This is a genomic window from Azohydromonas lata, assembly GCF_034427735.1.
Taxonomy (GTDB): Bacteria; Pseudomonadota; Gammaproteobacteria; order Burkholderiales; family Burkholderiaceae_C; genus Azohydromonas; species Azohydromonas lata.
Genome location: NZ_JAXOJX010000001.1, coordinates 296,538 through 311,745 on the forward strand (window position 1 = coordinate 296,538; position 15,208 = coordinate 311,745).

The 15,208-nt window shown below is 66.5% G+C and carries 15 protein-coding genes; 3 read left to right on the plus strand and 12 right to left on the minus strand.

The genetic code is table 11. The annotated features are described in order from the left end of the window. Nucleotides 1-3,502 precede the first annotated feature (3,502 nt). The 3 genes from SM757_RS01365 to SM757_RS01375 all read left to right on the plus strand — a co-directional run bounded on the left by SM757_RS01365 (nt 3,503) and on the right by SM757_RS01375 (nt 6,536). Nucleotides 3,503-3,970: an RES family NAD+ phosphorylase gene (locus tag SM757_RS01365; protein WP_322463908.1), complete on the plus strand. Its 468-nt coding sequence runs from the start codon at nt 3,503-3,505 to the stop codon at nt 3,968-3,970. A 333-nt stretch (nt 3,971-4,303) separates the two neighbouring features. Further along, entirely contained in the window at nt 4,304-6,304 is a 2,001-nt protein-coding gene (locus tag SM757_RS01370; RefSeq protein ID WP_322463909.1) for a cation:proton antiporter domain-containing protein, read from the plus strand. Between the two features lie 55 nt (nt 6,305-6,359). Beyond that, nucleotides 6,360-6,536 (plus strand): hypothetical protein, encoded by a 177-nt coding sequence (locus SM757_RS01375; protein ID WP_322463910.1) that lies wholly within the window; start codon nt 6,360-6,362, stop codon nt 6,534-6,536. Between the two features lie 157 nt (nt 6,537-6,693). Here the strand turns inward: SM757_RS01375 and SM757_RS01380 are convergent, their stop codons facing one another. From SM757_RS01380 to SM757_RS01435, 12 genes are all read right to left on the minus strand, one after another. Further along, a complete protein-coding gene (locus tag SM757_RS01380) occupies nt 6,694-7,116 on the minus strand; it encodes a hypothetical protein (RefSeq protein ID WP_322463911.1) in 423 nt (140 codons plus the stop codon). Between the two features lie 700 nt (nt 7,117-7,816). Continuing rightward, nucleotides 7,817-8,056 carry a hypothetical protein gene (locus SM757_RS01385; protein ID WP_322463912.1) on the minus strand — a complete coding sequence of 80 codons (240 nt, stop codon included), beginning with the start codon at nt 8,054-8,056 and terminating at the stop codon, nt 7,817-7,819. Nucleotides 8,057-8,134: 78 nt separating this feature from the next. Beyond that, nucleotides 8,135-8,410 (minus strand): hypothetical protein, encoded by a 276-nt coding sequence (locus SM757_RS01390; protein ID WP_322463913.1) that lies wholly within the window; start codon nt 8,408-8,410, stop codon nt 8,135-8,137. Between the two features lie 419 nt (nt 8,411-8,829). Continuing rightward, on the minus strand, nt 8,830-9,042 hold the full coding sequence (locus SM757_RS01395) for a hypothetical protein (protein ID WP_322463914.1): 213 nt from the start codon (nt 9,040-9,042) through the stop codon (nt 8,830-8,832). A gap of 131 nt (nt 9,043-9,173) precedes the next feature. Beyond that, nucleotides 9,174-9,383: a hypothetical protein gene (locus tag SM757_RS01400; protein ID WP_322463915.1), complete on the minus strand. Its 210-nt coding sequence runs from the start codon at nt 9,381-9,383 to the stop codon at nt 9,174-9,176. Beyond that, nucleotides 9,380-10,222: an IS21-like element helper ATPase IstB gene (istB, locus tag SM757_RS01405; protein WP_322463916.1), complete on the minus strand. Its 843-nt coding sequence runs from the start codon at nt 10,220-10,222 to the stop codon at nt 9,380-9,382. Before istB ends, SM757_RS01400 begins: the two co-directional genes overlap by 4 nt. Further along, the gene (gene istA, locus SM757_RS01410; RefSeq protein WP_322463917.1) at nt 10,176-11,699 is read right to left on the minus strand and encodes an IS21 family transposase; all 1,524 of its coding nucleotides are present in this window, start codon (nt 11,697-11,699) and stop codon (nt 10,176-10,178) included. Before istA ends, istB begins: the two co-directional genes overlap by 47 nt. A gap of 829 nt (nt 11,700-12,528) precedes the next feature. Further along, nucleotides 12,529-12,951 (minus strand): hemerythrin domain-containing protein, encoded by a 423-nt coding sequence (locus SM757_RS01415; RefSeq protein WP_322463918.1) that lies wholly within the window; start codon nt 12,949-12,951, stop codon nt 12,529-12,531. Nucleotides 12,952-12,969: 18 nt separating this feature from the next. Further along, the gene (locus SM757_RS01420) at nt 12,970-13,470 is read right to left on the minus strand and encodes a hypothetical protein (RefSeq protein WP_322463919.1); all 501 of its coding nucleotides are present in this window, start codon (nt 13,468-13,470) and stop codon (nt 12,970-12,972) included. 235 nt (nt 13,471-13,705) lie between these two features. Next, entirely contained in the window at nt 13,706-13,870 is a 165-nt protein-coding gene (locus SM757_RS01425; protein WP_322463920.1) for a rubredoxin, read from the minus strand. 35 nt (nt 13,871-13,905) lie between these two features. Next, nucleotides 13,906-14,643 (minus strand): cytochrome b/b6 domain-containing protein, encoded by a 738-nt coding sequence (locus SM757_RS01430; RefSeq protein WP_322463921.1) that lies wholly within the window; start codon nt 14,641-14,643, stop codon nt 13,906-13,908. 18 nt (nt 14,644-14,661) lie between these two features. After that, entirely contained in the window at nt 14,662-15,195 is a 534-nt protein-coding gene (locus SM757_RS01435; RefSeq protein ID WP_322463922.1) for a diheme cytochrome c, read from the minus strand. Between the last annotated feature and the right edge of the window lie 13 nt (nt 15,196-15,208).

A 15,208-nucleotide genomic window follows, 5' to 3' on the forward strand; every position in this document is an offset into this window, starting at 1 on the left:
GGCGCGGGAGGTTGAGGCGGCACCGCGACGTCGCCAAGCCCGGATGGGCCAGCGCCCGCCAAAGAGCTTTTCTCTCAAGAATGGACGCAGCAGGGCGTGCCTACTGCATCGGCGGCCAAGATATCGGCGCCGCTTACAAGGAATCCCTTCTTGGCGGCTTGAATGGACAGCGGGCCGCGTGCATTCCGAGGAGTTTCCGTGGTTGCGGCGCGATTTGCGGACCCCTCGGTGGCCCCGGGCCACCAGTCAGGTTCCGGCAGGACTTCATGCCGGTATAGTGCCGACCAACGCAAGCGGCACAGCCGCTGGAAAGAGGTTGTGCGGACAAAGGTCTCCGAGAAGTCAGCCTCACGAGAGCTCTCGCTCCAACGGTGTCTGGGAGCCGTCGAGGAGCCCCATGGCAGGAAGGCCAATGGGGCCTGGCCCGACAGGTACGGTTGCTTGCAACGCCGCACCGCCCGCCCCTGTCTCCAGACGATTGGTCCAGGTTGACTGCCAGCCGATAAATAGTCGCCCGTGCTCCTGTAGCGCTAAATAGGATTGCTGCAGGCCTCGGGCGGATGGTCGGTATACAGAACTCGTGGCGTGCGGATCGGCGAAGTGCCAATCCTGGGCGACCCGGTGGCCTGGGGCCACCAAGTCTGCAAGATGAATCAACTGACCCGGTGATATAGCTGCGGCCTGGCGTGCGCTGCCCTGTCAACTTGCGCGAACGACGAGCGTGATCGCCGTTTGCTTACGCTGCAGCCCGTTCCCGAATAGGTACCGGGTTGCCCATGCTGGCTTGCCTTACGCTCGGTCCTGTTGCATGCCTGTCGGCGCAGGGCGGGTCCGGCACAGCCAACTCGGCGACGTCGACAGCCGGGTCGTGCCAAGAGGACAGCAACTGCCGTGTCGGCGCGGATGCTGCGGACCGGTGCTGGGGCGGCACGGCATTTACCCTGTCTCGCGACGAGACGCACGCGGTGGCCCCGGGCCACCGTTTGCATGCTTGGCAAGCGTATGCCGGGATCCGGTGCTAGTGCCGCAACAAGGCGCGTGTCTTCGGGTGTGGGCCTGGCTGCACACGAAGTGATTGCTGTCCTACTGCGCTGCCGACGGCAGGCATCTTTTTCGCCGCGAGTCCAATTGCGGCAACTCTGCTGCGCCGCCACGAATCCTCGTGCAACGCATCGCGGCCCCAGGCCACCAAATGGCCACCTCGGACAGGAAGGCGGCGGTGGCACGATCACCGAACCGGGTCGGAGATGTCCATGAACGGGCATTGCTCGCAGGAAGCGACTTTCGCGGTTGAGTACTGGTGTCTGGCTACTCACCGCATCGGATCCGCGGCAATGTGACAGAGGAAGGTCACAGAACATGTCGACTGCCGGCGAGCACCCCCACCACCGGCGGCGAAGTTCGTTTTCATTCAGTCCTGCGTTTGATAGTCCTGCGGCAGGTCTGCAGATCCAGCGTCTTCGGCCATCGGGAATAGGGTGTCGAGGGCATTAAACCGCGTGTGCCTTGTACTGCGACGGCCCAGTGGCTTTGAATCACCGGGCCGCTTCGATCCTCGTGCGGTGCGTGCATTCTTTGGCAAACCTCTTCCACCAATGCGTTGTGCGCCTGCCCACCAGTGGCAAGGCGTGCTGGGCTTGGTGCTCGTAGCTGGCGGTGTCGCCTCGTGAATTCCCTACACGAAGCCGGCGCATCGGCCATACGTCGGTCGCAGCCCTTTTCCCCATCAAACCCAGCAAGCCTTCTGCTCAGCGTCTGCTGCGTTGGAAAGACACTGTGCCAAGCGGCGTGGTCCCGTTTCCTTTCTTGCCCGAAAGCGGTGGCCTGAGGCCACTTTTCCGCGAGACGCGAGCAGCCTGCGCCTTTTCACTGCAAACGCTTGGCCAGCCTTTTTCTCTTAAAAGAAACAATTGCGCTGACTGGAGGCCCCGTCAAACGGCGGTGGCCTGGGGCCACCCTCAACTTCACATGACCATGTGAACTGCTGGGACCGACCACACGAGGTCCTGTCCAGCGATGATTTTTCATTGCAGCTTGGAACGATGGGGCGGTGGCCCGGGGCCACCGCCTCCTTTCGCAGGCTCGCGTGTGCTCTCGTACAAAACCCCTCAAATCCACCACAGTGCAGGCTGCCTGCTGGACGTTCAGCCATAAAGCTTGGCCAGCCACATGCGTCCGGGCGGAGTACTGATGGCGCGGAGGCACGTGCAGCGGCGCACGGCGCTCACGCGGTGAGGGCACAGCGCTTTCCGGGAGACCACTTCGTCCTCAGCCATGATGAGAAGGGGATTGTCATCTTGGCAGACCCGTCACGGCGTTCTGCCCAAGGCAGTCCAGTACGGCCCGAACCTGCTCCAGGAAGTCGACACTCAATCCGTGATTGCGTGGAGGCATGGAAGCCTCCGTGTGATCCCTGGCAACCGTCGGGCCGCTTCATCGACATCGCTGCTAAAGCGCACAGTGCACCCGGCGTGGTGGCCCCGGGCCACCGTGCCACAGGTGGGCGCGCAACTGCGCTGCGCAATAGCCATGCGCCGACACCTTTGCACCACACCGAGTGTAGAAGTTCGAGCAACGCATTCACAAGCGATTGCATCTCCTGCTGCGCCTCGTCCCGCACTCGATGTTCCTCTGCCTGATTGCCAAGCCGTGTCGATCAAGAAACCAACCGGTGTGCCTGTTCCGCTACGTGCAGGTTTGGAGCTGTCCAGAACTGACTTCTCTTGGCGGTACGTTGCCGTTGAACTGCGTTGCCAAGCTGATAGCTGATATGAATTTCATGCGGCGTAGCGATCCCACGCGCGAAAACTCCGCACCCCGCCTGTTGCCTTCTGGCACCAGCGCGCCACGCGGCAGGGCACCGTTGACCCTGCCCACCTCCTTAGTCGCGGGGCACGCGCCCGCGCCATGACAGGAACGGCCCGCGGCGTAAAGCGTTCTTGGGGAAAGAAGTGCAGTCCGCGCCGGGCGGCTGGTGCGGCGTATCGGCCACCGGAAGCGCCACCTGCCACTACGCTTTGCAGCAGCGAGTAGCGTCACGGCGCAGCCTGGACCCTTTCAATCTAGCGCGGTGTGGTGGCCCAAGGCCACCACACCGTGTGATTCAAGCGTGCCAAGCGGTGTAGGGCAGGCTGCCTTGCTTGACGCCATGGCAGTCCGGAAATGCGCATAGCCAAGTTTGAAAGCGCTGGGCACGCACCGGTCAACAAGAGTACGGGTTTCCCGTAGAGCCTCAACTTCGTTCCGTGAACGGGCGCTTGGTCGTTGCGCCGCTGAACTCAGTTCCCTTGCTTCGTGCACGAAGGCGGCGTCCGGCCGTGTCGGTCCCGATGCCATTCCCACCGCGCAAACAGTCCGTGAGGGGACCCATTCACGGTGGCTGTAACCCCCAGCAGACTTGTTCCCGCGGTACCGATACAGGCCGAGCAGCTCGCACGCACCGTGCAGCTGGCACAAGCCTGGGCGCGCGAGCGCATGCATCCCGACGCCGACTCCGGGAGCGATGCGCGCACCTGAGCGCGGCACTTGCGAGCACCTGCTGCAGCCCGTCGAAGTTCCCATTGAGAGCCCGGTGCGCCTGTCGCGGCACCCGGCCACTGAGCCATGGTGGGGCAGGGTGGCTGCTCGGCGCTTTGATGATTCGCAGCAGCGGTTCGGTGTCTGCTATGCCGCCGATCAGGTCGCCACGGCTTTTGTCGAAACCGTGATCCACGAGTCGTCGGCTTGGCGCCACGGTTCCTGGCTGGTGGCCACGGCGGAGCTGGCTGGCCGGTGGATAGTGCCGCTGCAGCGGCCTGCACGGCCGCAACTGCTGATGGCTGATCTGACTGGCACGGCTTTTAAGGCCCTGGGCCTCAACAACGACCTGTGCAGCGGTAGTGACTACACGCTGTCGCAGCATTGGGCGCGTGCCATCCACCACGGCTCGATGGCACGTTGCTGGAGCGGCTGCGCGGTGACTTTCAGGTGATCGCTCTGTGAGTAGCAGCAGATTCCTGGGTCTGTGAGTCTCGGGCTGGGCGCCTTGGTCATGAGTCGCTCACCTTCCTAAGTGCTTGTCGGGCTTCAGATCAGCAGCCATCCGCCGCAGCCAAGTCAACTTGCGACAGCTTTTATTTATAGGAGATTATGGGCAATTATCTGGGTTAACGTTGATTGAAACGGCTGCGTGTGGGGCCGTCATGTGTTGATTGCCCGAGTCGTTGTTTTCCATCGCCGCTCGTGAGATGACGCCCGATCACTCACCGCGCCAAGGGGCACACTCAGGGCGCTTGAGACCGCGACGGCCTTTGTCTCCTGTTCCATGGCCTCCACGCTTGAAGTCGTCCTGCTGTATCTCGTTGCCGCCGTGCTCGGCGTGGTGCTTTGCCGCTCCATGAAGCTGCCGCCCATGCTGGGCTACCTCGTCGTGGGCGTGCTCATCGGCCCCAACGCGCTGGCGCTGGCCAAGGACAGCGCGGGCGTGAAGTACCTGGCCGAGTTCGGCGTGGTGTTCCTGATGTTCGCCATCGGCCTGGAGTTAAACCTGTCCAAATTGCGCAGCATGCGCGCGATGGTGTTCGGGCTGGGGTTGTCACAGGTGGCGTTGACGATGATCGGCGCGGTGCTGGGCAATTTCCTGCTCACCTTAGCCTTCTCCTTCACAGCGCGCCCCTGGAAGCTGTCGTGGCAGGGCGCGGTGGCATTGGGTGGGGCGATCGCCATGTCCAGCACCGCCATCGTCGTGAAGCTCATGGCCGAGCGGCTGGAGTTGCAGAGCGAGCATGGGCGCCGCGTGCTGAGCGTGCTGCTGTTCCAGGATCTGGCTGTGGTGCCGCTGCTGGTGTTGATCCCGGCGCTGGGCGACAGCGGCGGCAACCTGTGGCAGGCCCTGGGCCTGGCGCTGCTCAAAGCCGCAGCGCTGCTAGCGCTGCTGCTGTCCGGCGGACAGAAGCTCATGCGCTGGTGGCTCACGCTGGTGGCGCGGCGCAAGAGCGAGGAGCTGTTCGTCCTGAACCTGCTGCTGGTGACGCTGGGCCTGGCCTGGCTCACCGAGCACGCCGGGCTGTCGCTGGCGCTGGGCGCCTTCGTGGCGGGCATGCTCATCGCCGAAACGCCCTTCAAGCACCAAGTGGAGAGCGACATCCGCCCCTTCCACGATGTGCTGCTGGGCCTGTTCTTCATCACTGTCGGCATGAGGCTCGACGGCCGCCCGATGCTCACGCAGTGGCCGCTGGTGCTGCTGCTGAGCACGCTACCGCTGCTGGCCAAGTTCGTGTTGGTGGCGGGCTTGGCGCGGCTGTTCCATGCCACCCCGGGCGTGGCGCTGCGCACGGGCCTGTACCTGGCACATGCGGGCGAGTTCGGCTTCGTGCTGGTGGCGCTCATTAGCGAGCACGGGCTCATCGATCCCAAATGGGTCAGCCCCGTGCTGGCGAGCATGGTGCTGTCGATGCTGGCCACGCCCTTCGTCATCATGCATGCCGACCGCATCGTGATGCGGCTCTGGGCCACAGAATGGATGCTGCAGTCGGTGCAGCTCACCACCATCGCCAAGAAATCCATGCGCAACGAGGCGCACGTGATCATCTGCGGCTACGGAGACAGTGGCCAGCGTTTGGCGAGGATGCTGGAGGCAGAGAAGATCCCATACATGGCGCTGGACCTGGATCCCGACCGCGTGCGCCAGGCCGCCGCCGCCGGCCAGAGCGTGGTCTTCGGCAACGCGGCGCGGCTACGCACTCTCATGGCTGCGGGCCTGACGCGGGCCAGCGCCGTGGTGCTGAGCTATCACAACACCGCGTCGACGCTCAAAGTGCTCAGCCTCGTACGCGAGCACGCGCCGCAGGTGCCAGTGGTCGTGCACACCACCGACGACAGCGACCTGGAGACGCTGCGTGCCGCAGGCGCCACTGAAGTGGTACCCGAGGCGCTGGAAGGCTCGCTAATGCTGGCCAGCCATGTGTTTGCGCTGGTGGGTGTACCGGCGCGTCGAGTCATCCGGCTCACGCGCGCCGCGCGCGATGCTCGCTACGTTTTGCTGCGCGGTTACTTCCATGGTGCCGACGACGATCCAATGATGGAAGAACGCCAGCACGTCCAGCTTTTTAGCGTGAGCTTGCCGGCCGCTGCGACCAGCCTGGGGCACAACTTGGGCGAACTGGCGTTGCATGCGTTGGGCGTACGGACTCTGTCCATCCGCCGCGCTTCTGGTCAAATCGTGCAGGCCAACGATGCCATCGTGCTGCGCTCGGGCGATACATTGGTGCTCTTGGGCAAGCCTGAATCCTTGGCACGGGCAAAGACCAAGCTGCTGCGCGGCTGAACGTTGCGAAGGCATCTTGGACCGTCGTGTAGGCCGTTGGGCCGGTCCGAGGCCCATGCAGGCGCATCGCCTCGCGCGAGAGCAGGTGCGCCAGCACGGCGTCGCCGGCCAGCACGTCGCAGCGGTTGGGCTCATCTATTTCCAATGCCAGGCGCGCGTCGCCCAGTACCAGCTCGACGCGCGCCGCGCCTTGGCAGAGGCATCGCAGTCGTTGACGGCCCACGCTGGCTGAGCGGCAACGATGAGCCTCGCCATCGCGAGGCTGCGGGCAGGGGACGAACAGTGCACGGATTGCAGTCCAGGCTCTCGTTCAATGTGAAGGATGTGCCCAGAACATCAGAAAACGGTTGAGGAATCTCAACGGCGTGCCGGCGTGCCTGCAGAGCTGCTCAGTGAACGGACTGCGTGACGGCCACCAGGCGAAGGCCCTCTCCGCGGCTGAGAAAGTACTCGCCCTGCGGGCTGATGACCACGGCACGGCCCGCAGGGGCGTCCGTGTAATAGCGCCAACCGTGGGCAGGCTCACCCGGGCCCGTGCTGGTGGGCACCGCCTGCATGCCGAGTTTTGCAGCTGCAGTCGGGTGCATCGGCCTGTCACGCTCGTGATCACGCCGGTGCCCGTTGTGCCGATCTGTATCCCGGCTGACCCAGCCCGTGTTCATCGCTGTCAGCGCGCGCCCGGTTGGCTGTAGGGCCTGCGGCATTGCAGGCTCGTTAAGCAAACCTAGGCCGGCGTACGCAAGGGACGCGGTACTCGCGGCGGCGGCGATCGCCAGCATCCCGATCGCTGAGAGCAAAGATGTCGAGTTCATGAGGATCTCCTTTGCAGCATTGCCCAGTCGACATCGACTGTGCTTGCAGTCTGCAAGGCGAGGGGTGTACAGACGCTGAAGAGCGTGTTCACCCGGCGTTCATCCGCCCAGCGCAGCCACTGACCCGCCCTCGGAGTCATGGAATCTCGCCGGCGTGCGTTGCACGACTGCACTTGTCGCGTTAGTCGTTGCGCACGCTCTTCTTCTGCCTTCGGCTAGAAATCGGTCTCAGTTGAGAGCGTTCTTGCGCTGAGCCTCCACGGCCGCGGCCGCACTGCCGGTGCGCGCGGATCAAGGCGTCGAGCGCGGCAAGGCTTTTGTCTAGATCCGCCGGGCTCGGCCGCAACTGACCGGCCCTGACCTTATCGCCGACATCGACCTACACCCCGTGCACTGGCCCGGCCGTGGTCGGCCCGAACAGGTAGGACCGCCGTGCTTCAACGTGCCCGCCTTGCCCTGGCCGTGGCGTAGCAGGTAATCGATGAAGCGCTCGCTGCCACTGCCCAGCGCCTGGCGATCGAGTTCACGTACCAGGCGCTCGATGCGCTGACTCAGCGCCGGAGATCATGCGAAGCGCGAAGTTCGGATTGCGCTCAATCTCCTCGAACATCGCGCCTCCTTGGGCAGGTGCAACAGCAGCGCATCGCTGGCCGTCTGAGCGTCGACGATGGGCGGGCGCTCAAGAAACATCACCGGCTCGCTAAAACTCCGCCTCGACCCAACGATGCCCGCGAGCCGGCGTGGTGGCGTTCAGCTTGATCTCGCCGTAGACGACGTACATGCCGGTGGCCGGATCGACCTTGCGGACAAGCGTCTCGCCGCGCTTGAGCGCACGCCGCGTGGTGGCCGCCGCCAATCGTGCCAGCGTGGCGGCGTCTGGAGTCTTGAACAGCGGCACGCCGGCGAGGAACGCGTCGGGCGCGATCTCTCGGCGCGCCATGTTGTTCAGGCCACCATCTCGATCAACGCCGTGTCGCGCCCGGCGCCTGCGCCGCAAGGGTGTCGCACAGCCGCTCGCTCAACCCGGCGGGCCGCGGTACCGCCTGGGCCGGTGCGACAGCTCGACGCGTCGTCCGGTGTCCAGCCGCGTGAAGCGGATCTCGCCGCTCATCGCCACACCGAAGCGCAGCAGGCCCTGGCGCGCGAAGCGGCCGGCCAGGTCCTTGAAGCCGCCCTCGTTGGCCGCGCCGGTCACCAAGCCCGCCACGCCGACACCCTGGCCCAATTCGACGCGGATCTCGCCACGCCGCGGCGTTTCGCCCGCATACAGCCACGCCAGCGCCGCACGCGTCATCAGCCAGGCACCGGCCACCGTCGGGCACCAGTGGTCGGCGAGCTTGACCGCATCGACTTACCGGTACTCGATCAGCCCGCCCTAGGCTACGCCGAGCGTCTCGGCCAACGGATCGGCGACCACGGTCGCCGGCACCGCATCAAAGAAGGCGGGCGTCTTCATGCTCGCCCTTCTCGCGCCGGAGCAGGTGATCGCTGGCCCAGCCGTTGCCGCACCACCTGGCCCACCTGTTGGCGGCGGTCAGGAAGCGCGTGTATTCGGTGGTGAGGTCGCGCTTTTCGGCGGTGTCGACGCGCTTTTCGGCGGCGAGCTGCGCGCCGGCCGGGCATTAGCTACACGCGGCGCAGGGGTGGCGGCAAGGGGCTGCCGCGGCCTTGGACGGCGTGCGGCTGAGGCGGGCGTGCTGGTGAAGGCGGGGGCTATGTCGGAGCCACGGAGTCGCGCAGCGCGCTGAGCCGGGCATTGACCGCGCTGAGTTCAGCGAGGTGGCTCTCTTGCCGGGCGGTTAGCTGCAGCCGCTCAACGTCGCCAGCGGTGAGCATGTGGCCCTCAAGCGCCTGCTCGATGGCCAGCAACTCGTGCTCCAGCTGAGTGCGGTAAGCGTACAGGTGCGCGTGATCGGCCGAGTCCATGCACGGTAGTCTTGCAGCTGGTGTAAAGCTGAACAGACCGGGCCTTCCCCGGCGAAGTCCAGTTCGCTTCCCAGGGACCCCGGGAGAGGTACCAGGGCTTCAGGCCATGAGCAGGAGCTGCACAGCCGTTGTCAGAACGGCTCGTCCGAGTCCAAGGGCAGCGAGCGCTGCTGCGTCACACGGTCGTCGCGCAGCGCGCGCTGGATCTCGGGCCCGTACGCGGCCCAGAGGTAGTCGCGCAGCAAGTCCACGGCCTCGAAGACCGCCAACGCCTGCTCGGGCGTCCAGTGCGTGGGCAGCTCGATGCCGTTTGCCGTCTCGGGTCTGGGAGTGGAGTTCATGCACGGGCCTTCGCGGTTGAGCGTGCGCGCGTGGCGGAGGTGCGAGCAGCCGCACGTTGCGCAGCCCGCTCCTCGGCTTCCTTCTGGCGGTAGGACTCACCCTTGATGCGCACCACCTCTACCCGGTGCATCAGGCGGTCCACCAACGAGACCACGCAGGCGGCGCTCGGGAAGACCTGCCCCCAGTCTGCGAACTGTTTGTTCGTCGTCACCACCGTGCTCTTGTTCAGGTAGCGCCGGCTCACGAGCTCGAACAGCAGGTCGGCGTGGCGGTCGGAGTAGGACAGGTAGCCGACCTCATCGATCAATAGGACGTCAGGCACGGCGTAGCGTTGTAGCCGCCGGCGCAGCGCCGAGTCGCTGTCCAGGGCGGCGAGTTCGCTGAGCATCTGGCCGGCGGTGGTGAAGAGCACCGTGTGGCCGGCCAGCACGGCCTGGTAGCCGAGGTTGGCTGCGCACATGGACTTGCCCACCCCGTTGGGGCCGACCAGCACGACGTTGGTGGCGTCCTCCAGGAACTGCAGCCCCATGAGCTCCTCGATGGCAGCGCGGTCGATCTCCTTGGGCCAGCTCCAGTCGAAGTCGGCCAGCGGCTTGAACTGCCCCAGATGCGCGTCGCGCAGTCGCCGCTCCAGGCTGCGGTCAGCCCGCTCGGCAAGTTCCCACTGCAGCCACTGGTGCACGCGGCGCTGCGAGTCGGGGTCTGTCGTGATCTCGCCCCAGTGAGCAAGTAGCCCATGCAGGCGCAGCGCCTTGGCTTGCTCGCGCAGCTCCGCCAGCGTGAAGGTGGCGTCAGTCCTCAGCTTCGTCTTGGGCAGGGTGTTCGGGACGGCGGCCATGGCGGTCATAGATCTCCAGCGAGTGAGGACGCACCGGCGCATCGCGGCGCGCGACGTGCTCGGGCAGGATCAGCGGGATGGGTGGCGGCAGCCCGGCGGCCTCGCGGGCGCGCTCCAGGGCCAGGCTCACGGCGTTGTGATGCGGCACGCCGCGGCCGATGGCGTCGAGGATGGCGTCCTGCAGCGGCTGCGCGCCGTAGCGCTGCAGCAGCCGCAGCAAGGCGGCGGTGATGGCGCCGAGGTTGTGGCCGCGCGCGGCGGCCATCTGCAGCAGCTGGGCGCTGGCCGGCGCGGCCTGGGCCAGCTGGTCGTAACCGCGGTTCTGCCGAGCCTGACGCTTGTGCGCGACCAGATCCTGCACATGCGCCGGGTCCTCGATCTGCTGGCCGCGGTCCCAGCAACGCGCGTGGCAGGCCAGCTCGGCAGGGCCGTCGAAGATGCGTACGCGCTGCTCGTCAGCCAGTACCGCCAGGGTGCGCTGCACGTGGGTGTGGGGCACCGAGTAGTCGTTGAGGTCGAAGCGCACGTAGGGCGTCTTGCCGACTGCGACGGCCACCCGCTCGCCCAACACCCAGTCGTACGATGGCAGCGGCAGCAGATGGGATCGCTCGGCCTCGAACGCGGCGCCAACCGTCATGCGCTGATCCTCGGGCCAGGGCCGCTCGCACGCGGCGCCATCGCACCAGCGCCGGGCCTGGTCGTTGAGGTCGGCCAGATCGGTGAAGCTGCGGGCGGCGAAGAAGTTCGTGCGGATGTAGTTGATGGCTCTCTCCACGCGGCCCTTCTCGTTGCCCCGCGCCACGGCCACGGGCCGGGGCTCGAAGCGGTAGTGCGATGCCAGGCGCAGCAACGTGGGGTTGAACCGGATGGCATCGCTTACACGCTCCAGCACGGCGCTCTTGAGGTTGTCGTACAGAAGGATGCGTGCACAACCACAATGGGCCGCGAAGGCCTCGACGTGGCCACGCAGGAAGCTGTCCATGCGTGCGTCCATGAAGAAGCGCAGGTAAATACGGCGCGAGTAGCTCAGCACCATCACGAAGGCCATGAGCGGGCGCCGCGCCCGGCCGACCTCGATGTGGCCCATGTGGGCCCAGTCCACCTGGGCCTGCTCACCGGGCAGCGTGCGAAGCCGCAGGTAGGCCTGTGCCGCGGGACGCGGCCGCATCCCGGCCACCAGTTCCCGGAAGTGACGCTGGCAGCCCGCGTAGCCGCGCTCGCACACCATCACGTACAGCCGGCTGGCCGTGAGCGTCGGGTACTTGGCCAGCGTCTCGCCGATGAAGGCACGGTACGGGTCGACGCGGCTTGGGCGCGGCACCGGCGTGTACGCGTGTGGCGTGAGGCCTTCGGCGGCGAGCACTCGCCGCACGGTGCTGTGGTGCACGCCCAGTTGGTACGCGATAGTGCCCACCGGCCAGAGCTCGGCGTGGTGCAGCCGCAGGATCTCGGCGCCCAGGTCAGGGGAGATGGTCACGACCGTGCCTCCTGCGCAGGAAGTCCTGGCGCACATGGGGTAACAGCGGTCGCCGGCATTGCTGGCACTGCCACGGCAGCGGTATGCCGGGCGCAGGCGTCAATGCCTTGGGGGCTGGGATGACGGTGGTGCGGGCACATGCGGCCAGTGGAGCCGCCGCTGCCGGTGTGGGGCAACCCTGGTGCGTCACGATGTTGGCGCCGACACCCTCGGCCGCGGTGTCGGCACGTGCGGCCTGGCGCGCACGCCAACGCCGCGAGCGCGCGGCGTGCGCCAGGCGGCCACGGCGGCTTTGCTGGTAGCGCTGGGCAGCCTCACGGCGGCGCTCACGCCGTGCTGCGCTGGAGCATTCGCGCCCGCAATAGTGCTGGCCGCGATCGCAGTGGCTGCACAGCAGCACCTGCGCGCGGCAGCGGCTGCACAGGAACAAGCGGGGAGATCGCTCCACTGCGGCACGGCACCTCGGCATTCGCAGCCGAAGTGCTGGACGCCCTGACGTGCTCGGTGCAACACTGGTGCTGCACTCACCGTCGTGACGACCGTGGTGTGGGACACGGCGCGGCATGCCTCTGCCACGAAGTTGGCCGCTGCCGTGTCCGCCTGATGCCTTCGGCGGGAATTGCCGTTGTAGCTCCCTCGCATGCTGCTCGCCGCGCTGCCTACAGCGTTCTCGGCGCCGTCACCCCCTGCCTGAACGACGCGACTTCGCCCGGCAGGCCGCCCTGCAGGGCGGCCTGCCGGGCGGGCTCCCTCATGCAACCGCTGCAGGAGCCTTGCTGCTCAAAAAGCGCGACCTCACCACCGGAATTGCGCGCTTCCTAACCTCCGTTCACACCACCAGCACCGCGGCCGGGTACATCACCTCTTCTTCGGTGCGTGCATGTTCGACCAGGGCTTCGGCAAACGCGACGATCTCGCTGCGGCCGGCGCGCGCGGCGACGTCACGCAGCCTGTTCAACGCTGCGACGATGCTCTGGTGTTCGGCCAGCATCTGCGGCAGCTCCGCCTCGAGCTGCTCGGTGAGCGGCAGCACCTCGGCCATCTCGGCGTTCCATTCGCCGCGCGCCAGCGCTGCGAGCAGGCCCAGCGGCGGCAGCGCGATCTGGTCTTCCTTGACGAAGTGCGGGTGCGTCAGGCGCGCCAGCGTCTTGGCCGCTTCGCCGATCTCGCCACCGGCCTGCGTGGCCTGGCGCAGCCGCTCATGCAGGGCTTCATGTTCGTGTTGCAGGGGCTGGGGAGTGGTGAACTTCATGACCGTCTCCTCGGGATTTCAGTAAGCGTTGCGGATGGGCTCGAAGCCGGGGTGGTCGAAATGGCTGCCGTACTGATTAAGGCTTTCCGCCACCTTGACCAAGCCCAGCGCCGGCCGGGTCTTGGCGTCCTTGCCGGCCATCGCGTCGGTGCCTGCGCCGATATCGGCAATCACCAGGTGCAGCATCGCGTCGGCGTTTGGTTCGAGCTTGCAGTTGGCGACGATGCCGCCGACCTCGGTCTGCACCTGCGTTGCCAGCTCGCGGTATTGCGCCGGCGTGAGCTTGCCAGCGTGAGCGGCGCGGAGTTGCGGTTCGACGAGGCCGCGGATGCGCTCCATGCCGGCACGCAAAGGCTCGTCGGTAGCCCACTTGCGGCCCTGGTTCAGCGTGAGCTTGTGCGGTGTGGCAGCACTGTGGTCGTGCGTGGCGGTCTGTGCCAGCGCCGGGGCGCTGAGGGCTGCGGCCATCGCGGCGGTCGCAACGGCGGTGACCAACACGGTCCAGTTCGGGGTCTTCACGTGCATCTCCTTCTGGTCTGCGGTTGGCGTCCATCGCCTTCCTGCTGGTTCAGATGAGGACGAAAGGCCAGGCGTTCGGCTGATGTTTCGATTCCTTGGGAAATATCAAGAACAGGGCAGGGGCGGCGCGCCGACCGGCGTCCAGGACTCCAGAGGCTGCATGCCGTGATCCGTACCAAGCCGGGGCGACCAACCGCAGCCTCCGGCTCGGTCCACGCGGCCCAGGCGCATGCGCTCACAGTTCCATCGGCACGAAGTCGGTCTTGCCGATGTTGCACTCCGGGCAGCGCCAGCTCTCGGGCACATCGGCCCAGGGCGTGCCGGCGGGGATGCCGTGCTCGGGCAAGCCGGCGGCTTCGTCATACACCAGCCCGCAAGCCGGGCACACGTAAGTCTTCATGGTCACTCCTTTGGATGACGGCCGGGGTGGAGAAGTCAGTCACCGCCGTCGTGCGACTGCTCGGAATGGCTCGTCGAGCCGGGCAGCAGCCCGTTGGGCGAGAGCTGCCATTGCCATGCGCCAAAGCCCAGCACGCCCAGCAACAGCAGCGCGGCGAGCCAGCGGCGGTCTTTGCCTACCAGGTCGGGCCCCATGCCGGGAATTCGACCGGTGAGCATGGGCTGCGCCTGGTTCTGGCGTCGTAGCAGGCTGGAGAGCGCTATCAACGCCAAGTGCACGGTCACGATGGCCAGGAAAGCGTTGGCGAAGAATTCGTGCACTTCCTCCAGCCACTCGCCGCCCCAGTCACTGTAGGTGGCATAGCCACTGAGGGTCAGCGGCACGACGGTGAGCAGCAACAGGACCACGGCAGCGGCCATCAGCAGGTTCTGCCCCTGGCGCCAATTGATGCGCGTGGCCGTACCGTCGTTCCTCAGCGAGCGCAGCCAAGCCGGCGCGCCGGCGAGCTTGCGCCACGGCAGCGACAGCCGCGCATGGCGTGGCCCGACGAGCCCGTACACGATGCGAAAGCCCAGCAGGGCGGCCATCGTGTAGCCCAGGGCCACGTGCAGCGCACGCCAGTGCTCGGAATCTCCCGTCAGCCAACCACCGGCGAAGCTCAGTGCGAAGAGCCAGTGGAACATCCGAGTCGGTGCATCCGTGACGCGCCGGCCGCGCGCGGCCTGGGCAGGTACGGGACGGCCAGCGGCGGCCATCGTTTCGGCTTGGATCATGGTGTCTCCTTGGGGAACTCAGTCCTGCCAGGCGCGGCGGTGGCGCTCGTCCAGCCCAGCGGGAAAGCGCAGACCGCGCTCGTCAAAGTTGCCGCGCTCGGCCCCGCTGTGGCAGGCCGCACAGTTGGCGGCGCTCTTGACGCTGGCGTGCTTCCATACCGCGGCGTCGATCCCGCGGTGCTCACGCCTGAACCAGTTCGACTGCGTGATGCGGTCCTGGAGCGGCTCCTCGGCAACGCGCTTGTAGGTGCCAGCGTGGGTTTCCAGCCAGACAGCCAGCTGCTGGACTGTCTTCTCGTCCGGCGATGCGTCCGTGCCGTAGTGCTTGTCAAGGCCCGACATCAGACGCTTCCACGAGGGCGCCGGCAGCATGCCGGGCGGGTAGGCGGTGTGGCAGGAGCCGCATTCCTGTGTGTAGGCCTTGGGCGTGTTTGCTGGCAGCAGCTGGCGCTCGTCGGCCTGGGCCGGGAGCGCCGCCGCCAGGGCCAGCAGCAGCGAAGCGGCCCAGGGCAGCGATGCATGTGACGGCAAGGGGCGGAATGGCGCGTTCATCGACGTTCTCCTC

Excerpts from the sequence above, each read along its gene's own strand:
- SM757_RS01365 (WP_322463908.1), top strand. The coding sequence starts at position 3,503 with ATGCGCGCACCTGAGCGCGGCACTTGCGAGCACCTGCTGCAGCCCGTC.
- SM757_RS01370 (WP_322463909.1), top strand. The coding sequence starts at position 4,304 with ATGGCCTCCACGCTTGAAGTCGTCCTGCTGTATCTCGTTGCCGCCGTG.
- SM757_RS01375 (WP_322463910.1), top strand. The coding sequence starts at position 6,360 with ATGCAGGCGCATCGCCTCGCGCGAGAGCAGGTGCGCCAGCACGGCGTC.
- SM757_RS01380 (WP_322463911.1), bottom strand. The coding sequence starts at position 7,116 with ATGAACTCGACATCTTTGCTCTCAGCGATCGGGATGCTGGCGATCGCC.
- SM757_RS01385 (WP_322463912.1), bottom strand. The coding sequence starts at position 8,056 with ATGGCGCGCCGAGAGATCGCGCCCGACGCGTTCCTCGCCGGCGTGCCG.
- SM757_RS01390 (WP_322463913.1), bottom strand. The coding sequence starts at position 8,410 with ATGACGCGTGCGGCGCTGGCGTGGCTGTATGCGGGCGAAACGCCGCGG.
- SM757_RS01395 (WP_322463914.1), bottom strand. The coding sequence starts at position 9,042 with ATGGACTCGGCCGATCACGCGCACCTGTACGCTTACCGCACTCAGCTG.
- SM757_RS01400 (WP_322463915.1), bottom strand. The coding sequence starts at position 9,383 with ATGAACTCCACTCCCAGACCCGAGACGGCAAACGGCATCGAGCTGCCC.
- istB (WP_322463916.1), bottom strand. The coding sequence starts at position 10,222 with ATGGCCGCCGTCCCGAACACCCTGCCCAAGACGAAGCTGAGGACTGAC.
- SM757_RS01415 (WP_322463918.1), bottom strand. The coding sequence starts at position 12,951 with ATGAAGTTCACCACTCCCCAGCCCCTGCAACACGAACATGAAGCCCTG.
- SM757_RS01425 (WP_322463920.1), bottom strand. The coding sequence starts at position 13,870 with ATGAAGACTTACGTGTGCCCGGCTTGCGGGCTGGTGTATGACGAAGCC.
- SM757_RS01430 (WP_322463921.1), bottom strand. The coding sequence starts at position 14,643 with ATGATCCAAGCCGAAACGATGGCCGCCGCTGGCCGTCCCGTACCTGCC.
- SM757_RS01435 (WP_322463922.1), bottom strand. The coding sequence starts at position 15,195 with ATGAACGCGCCATTCCGCCCCTTGCCGTCACATGCATCGCTGCCCTGG.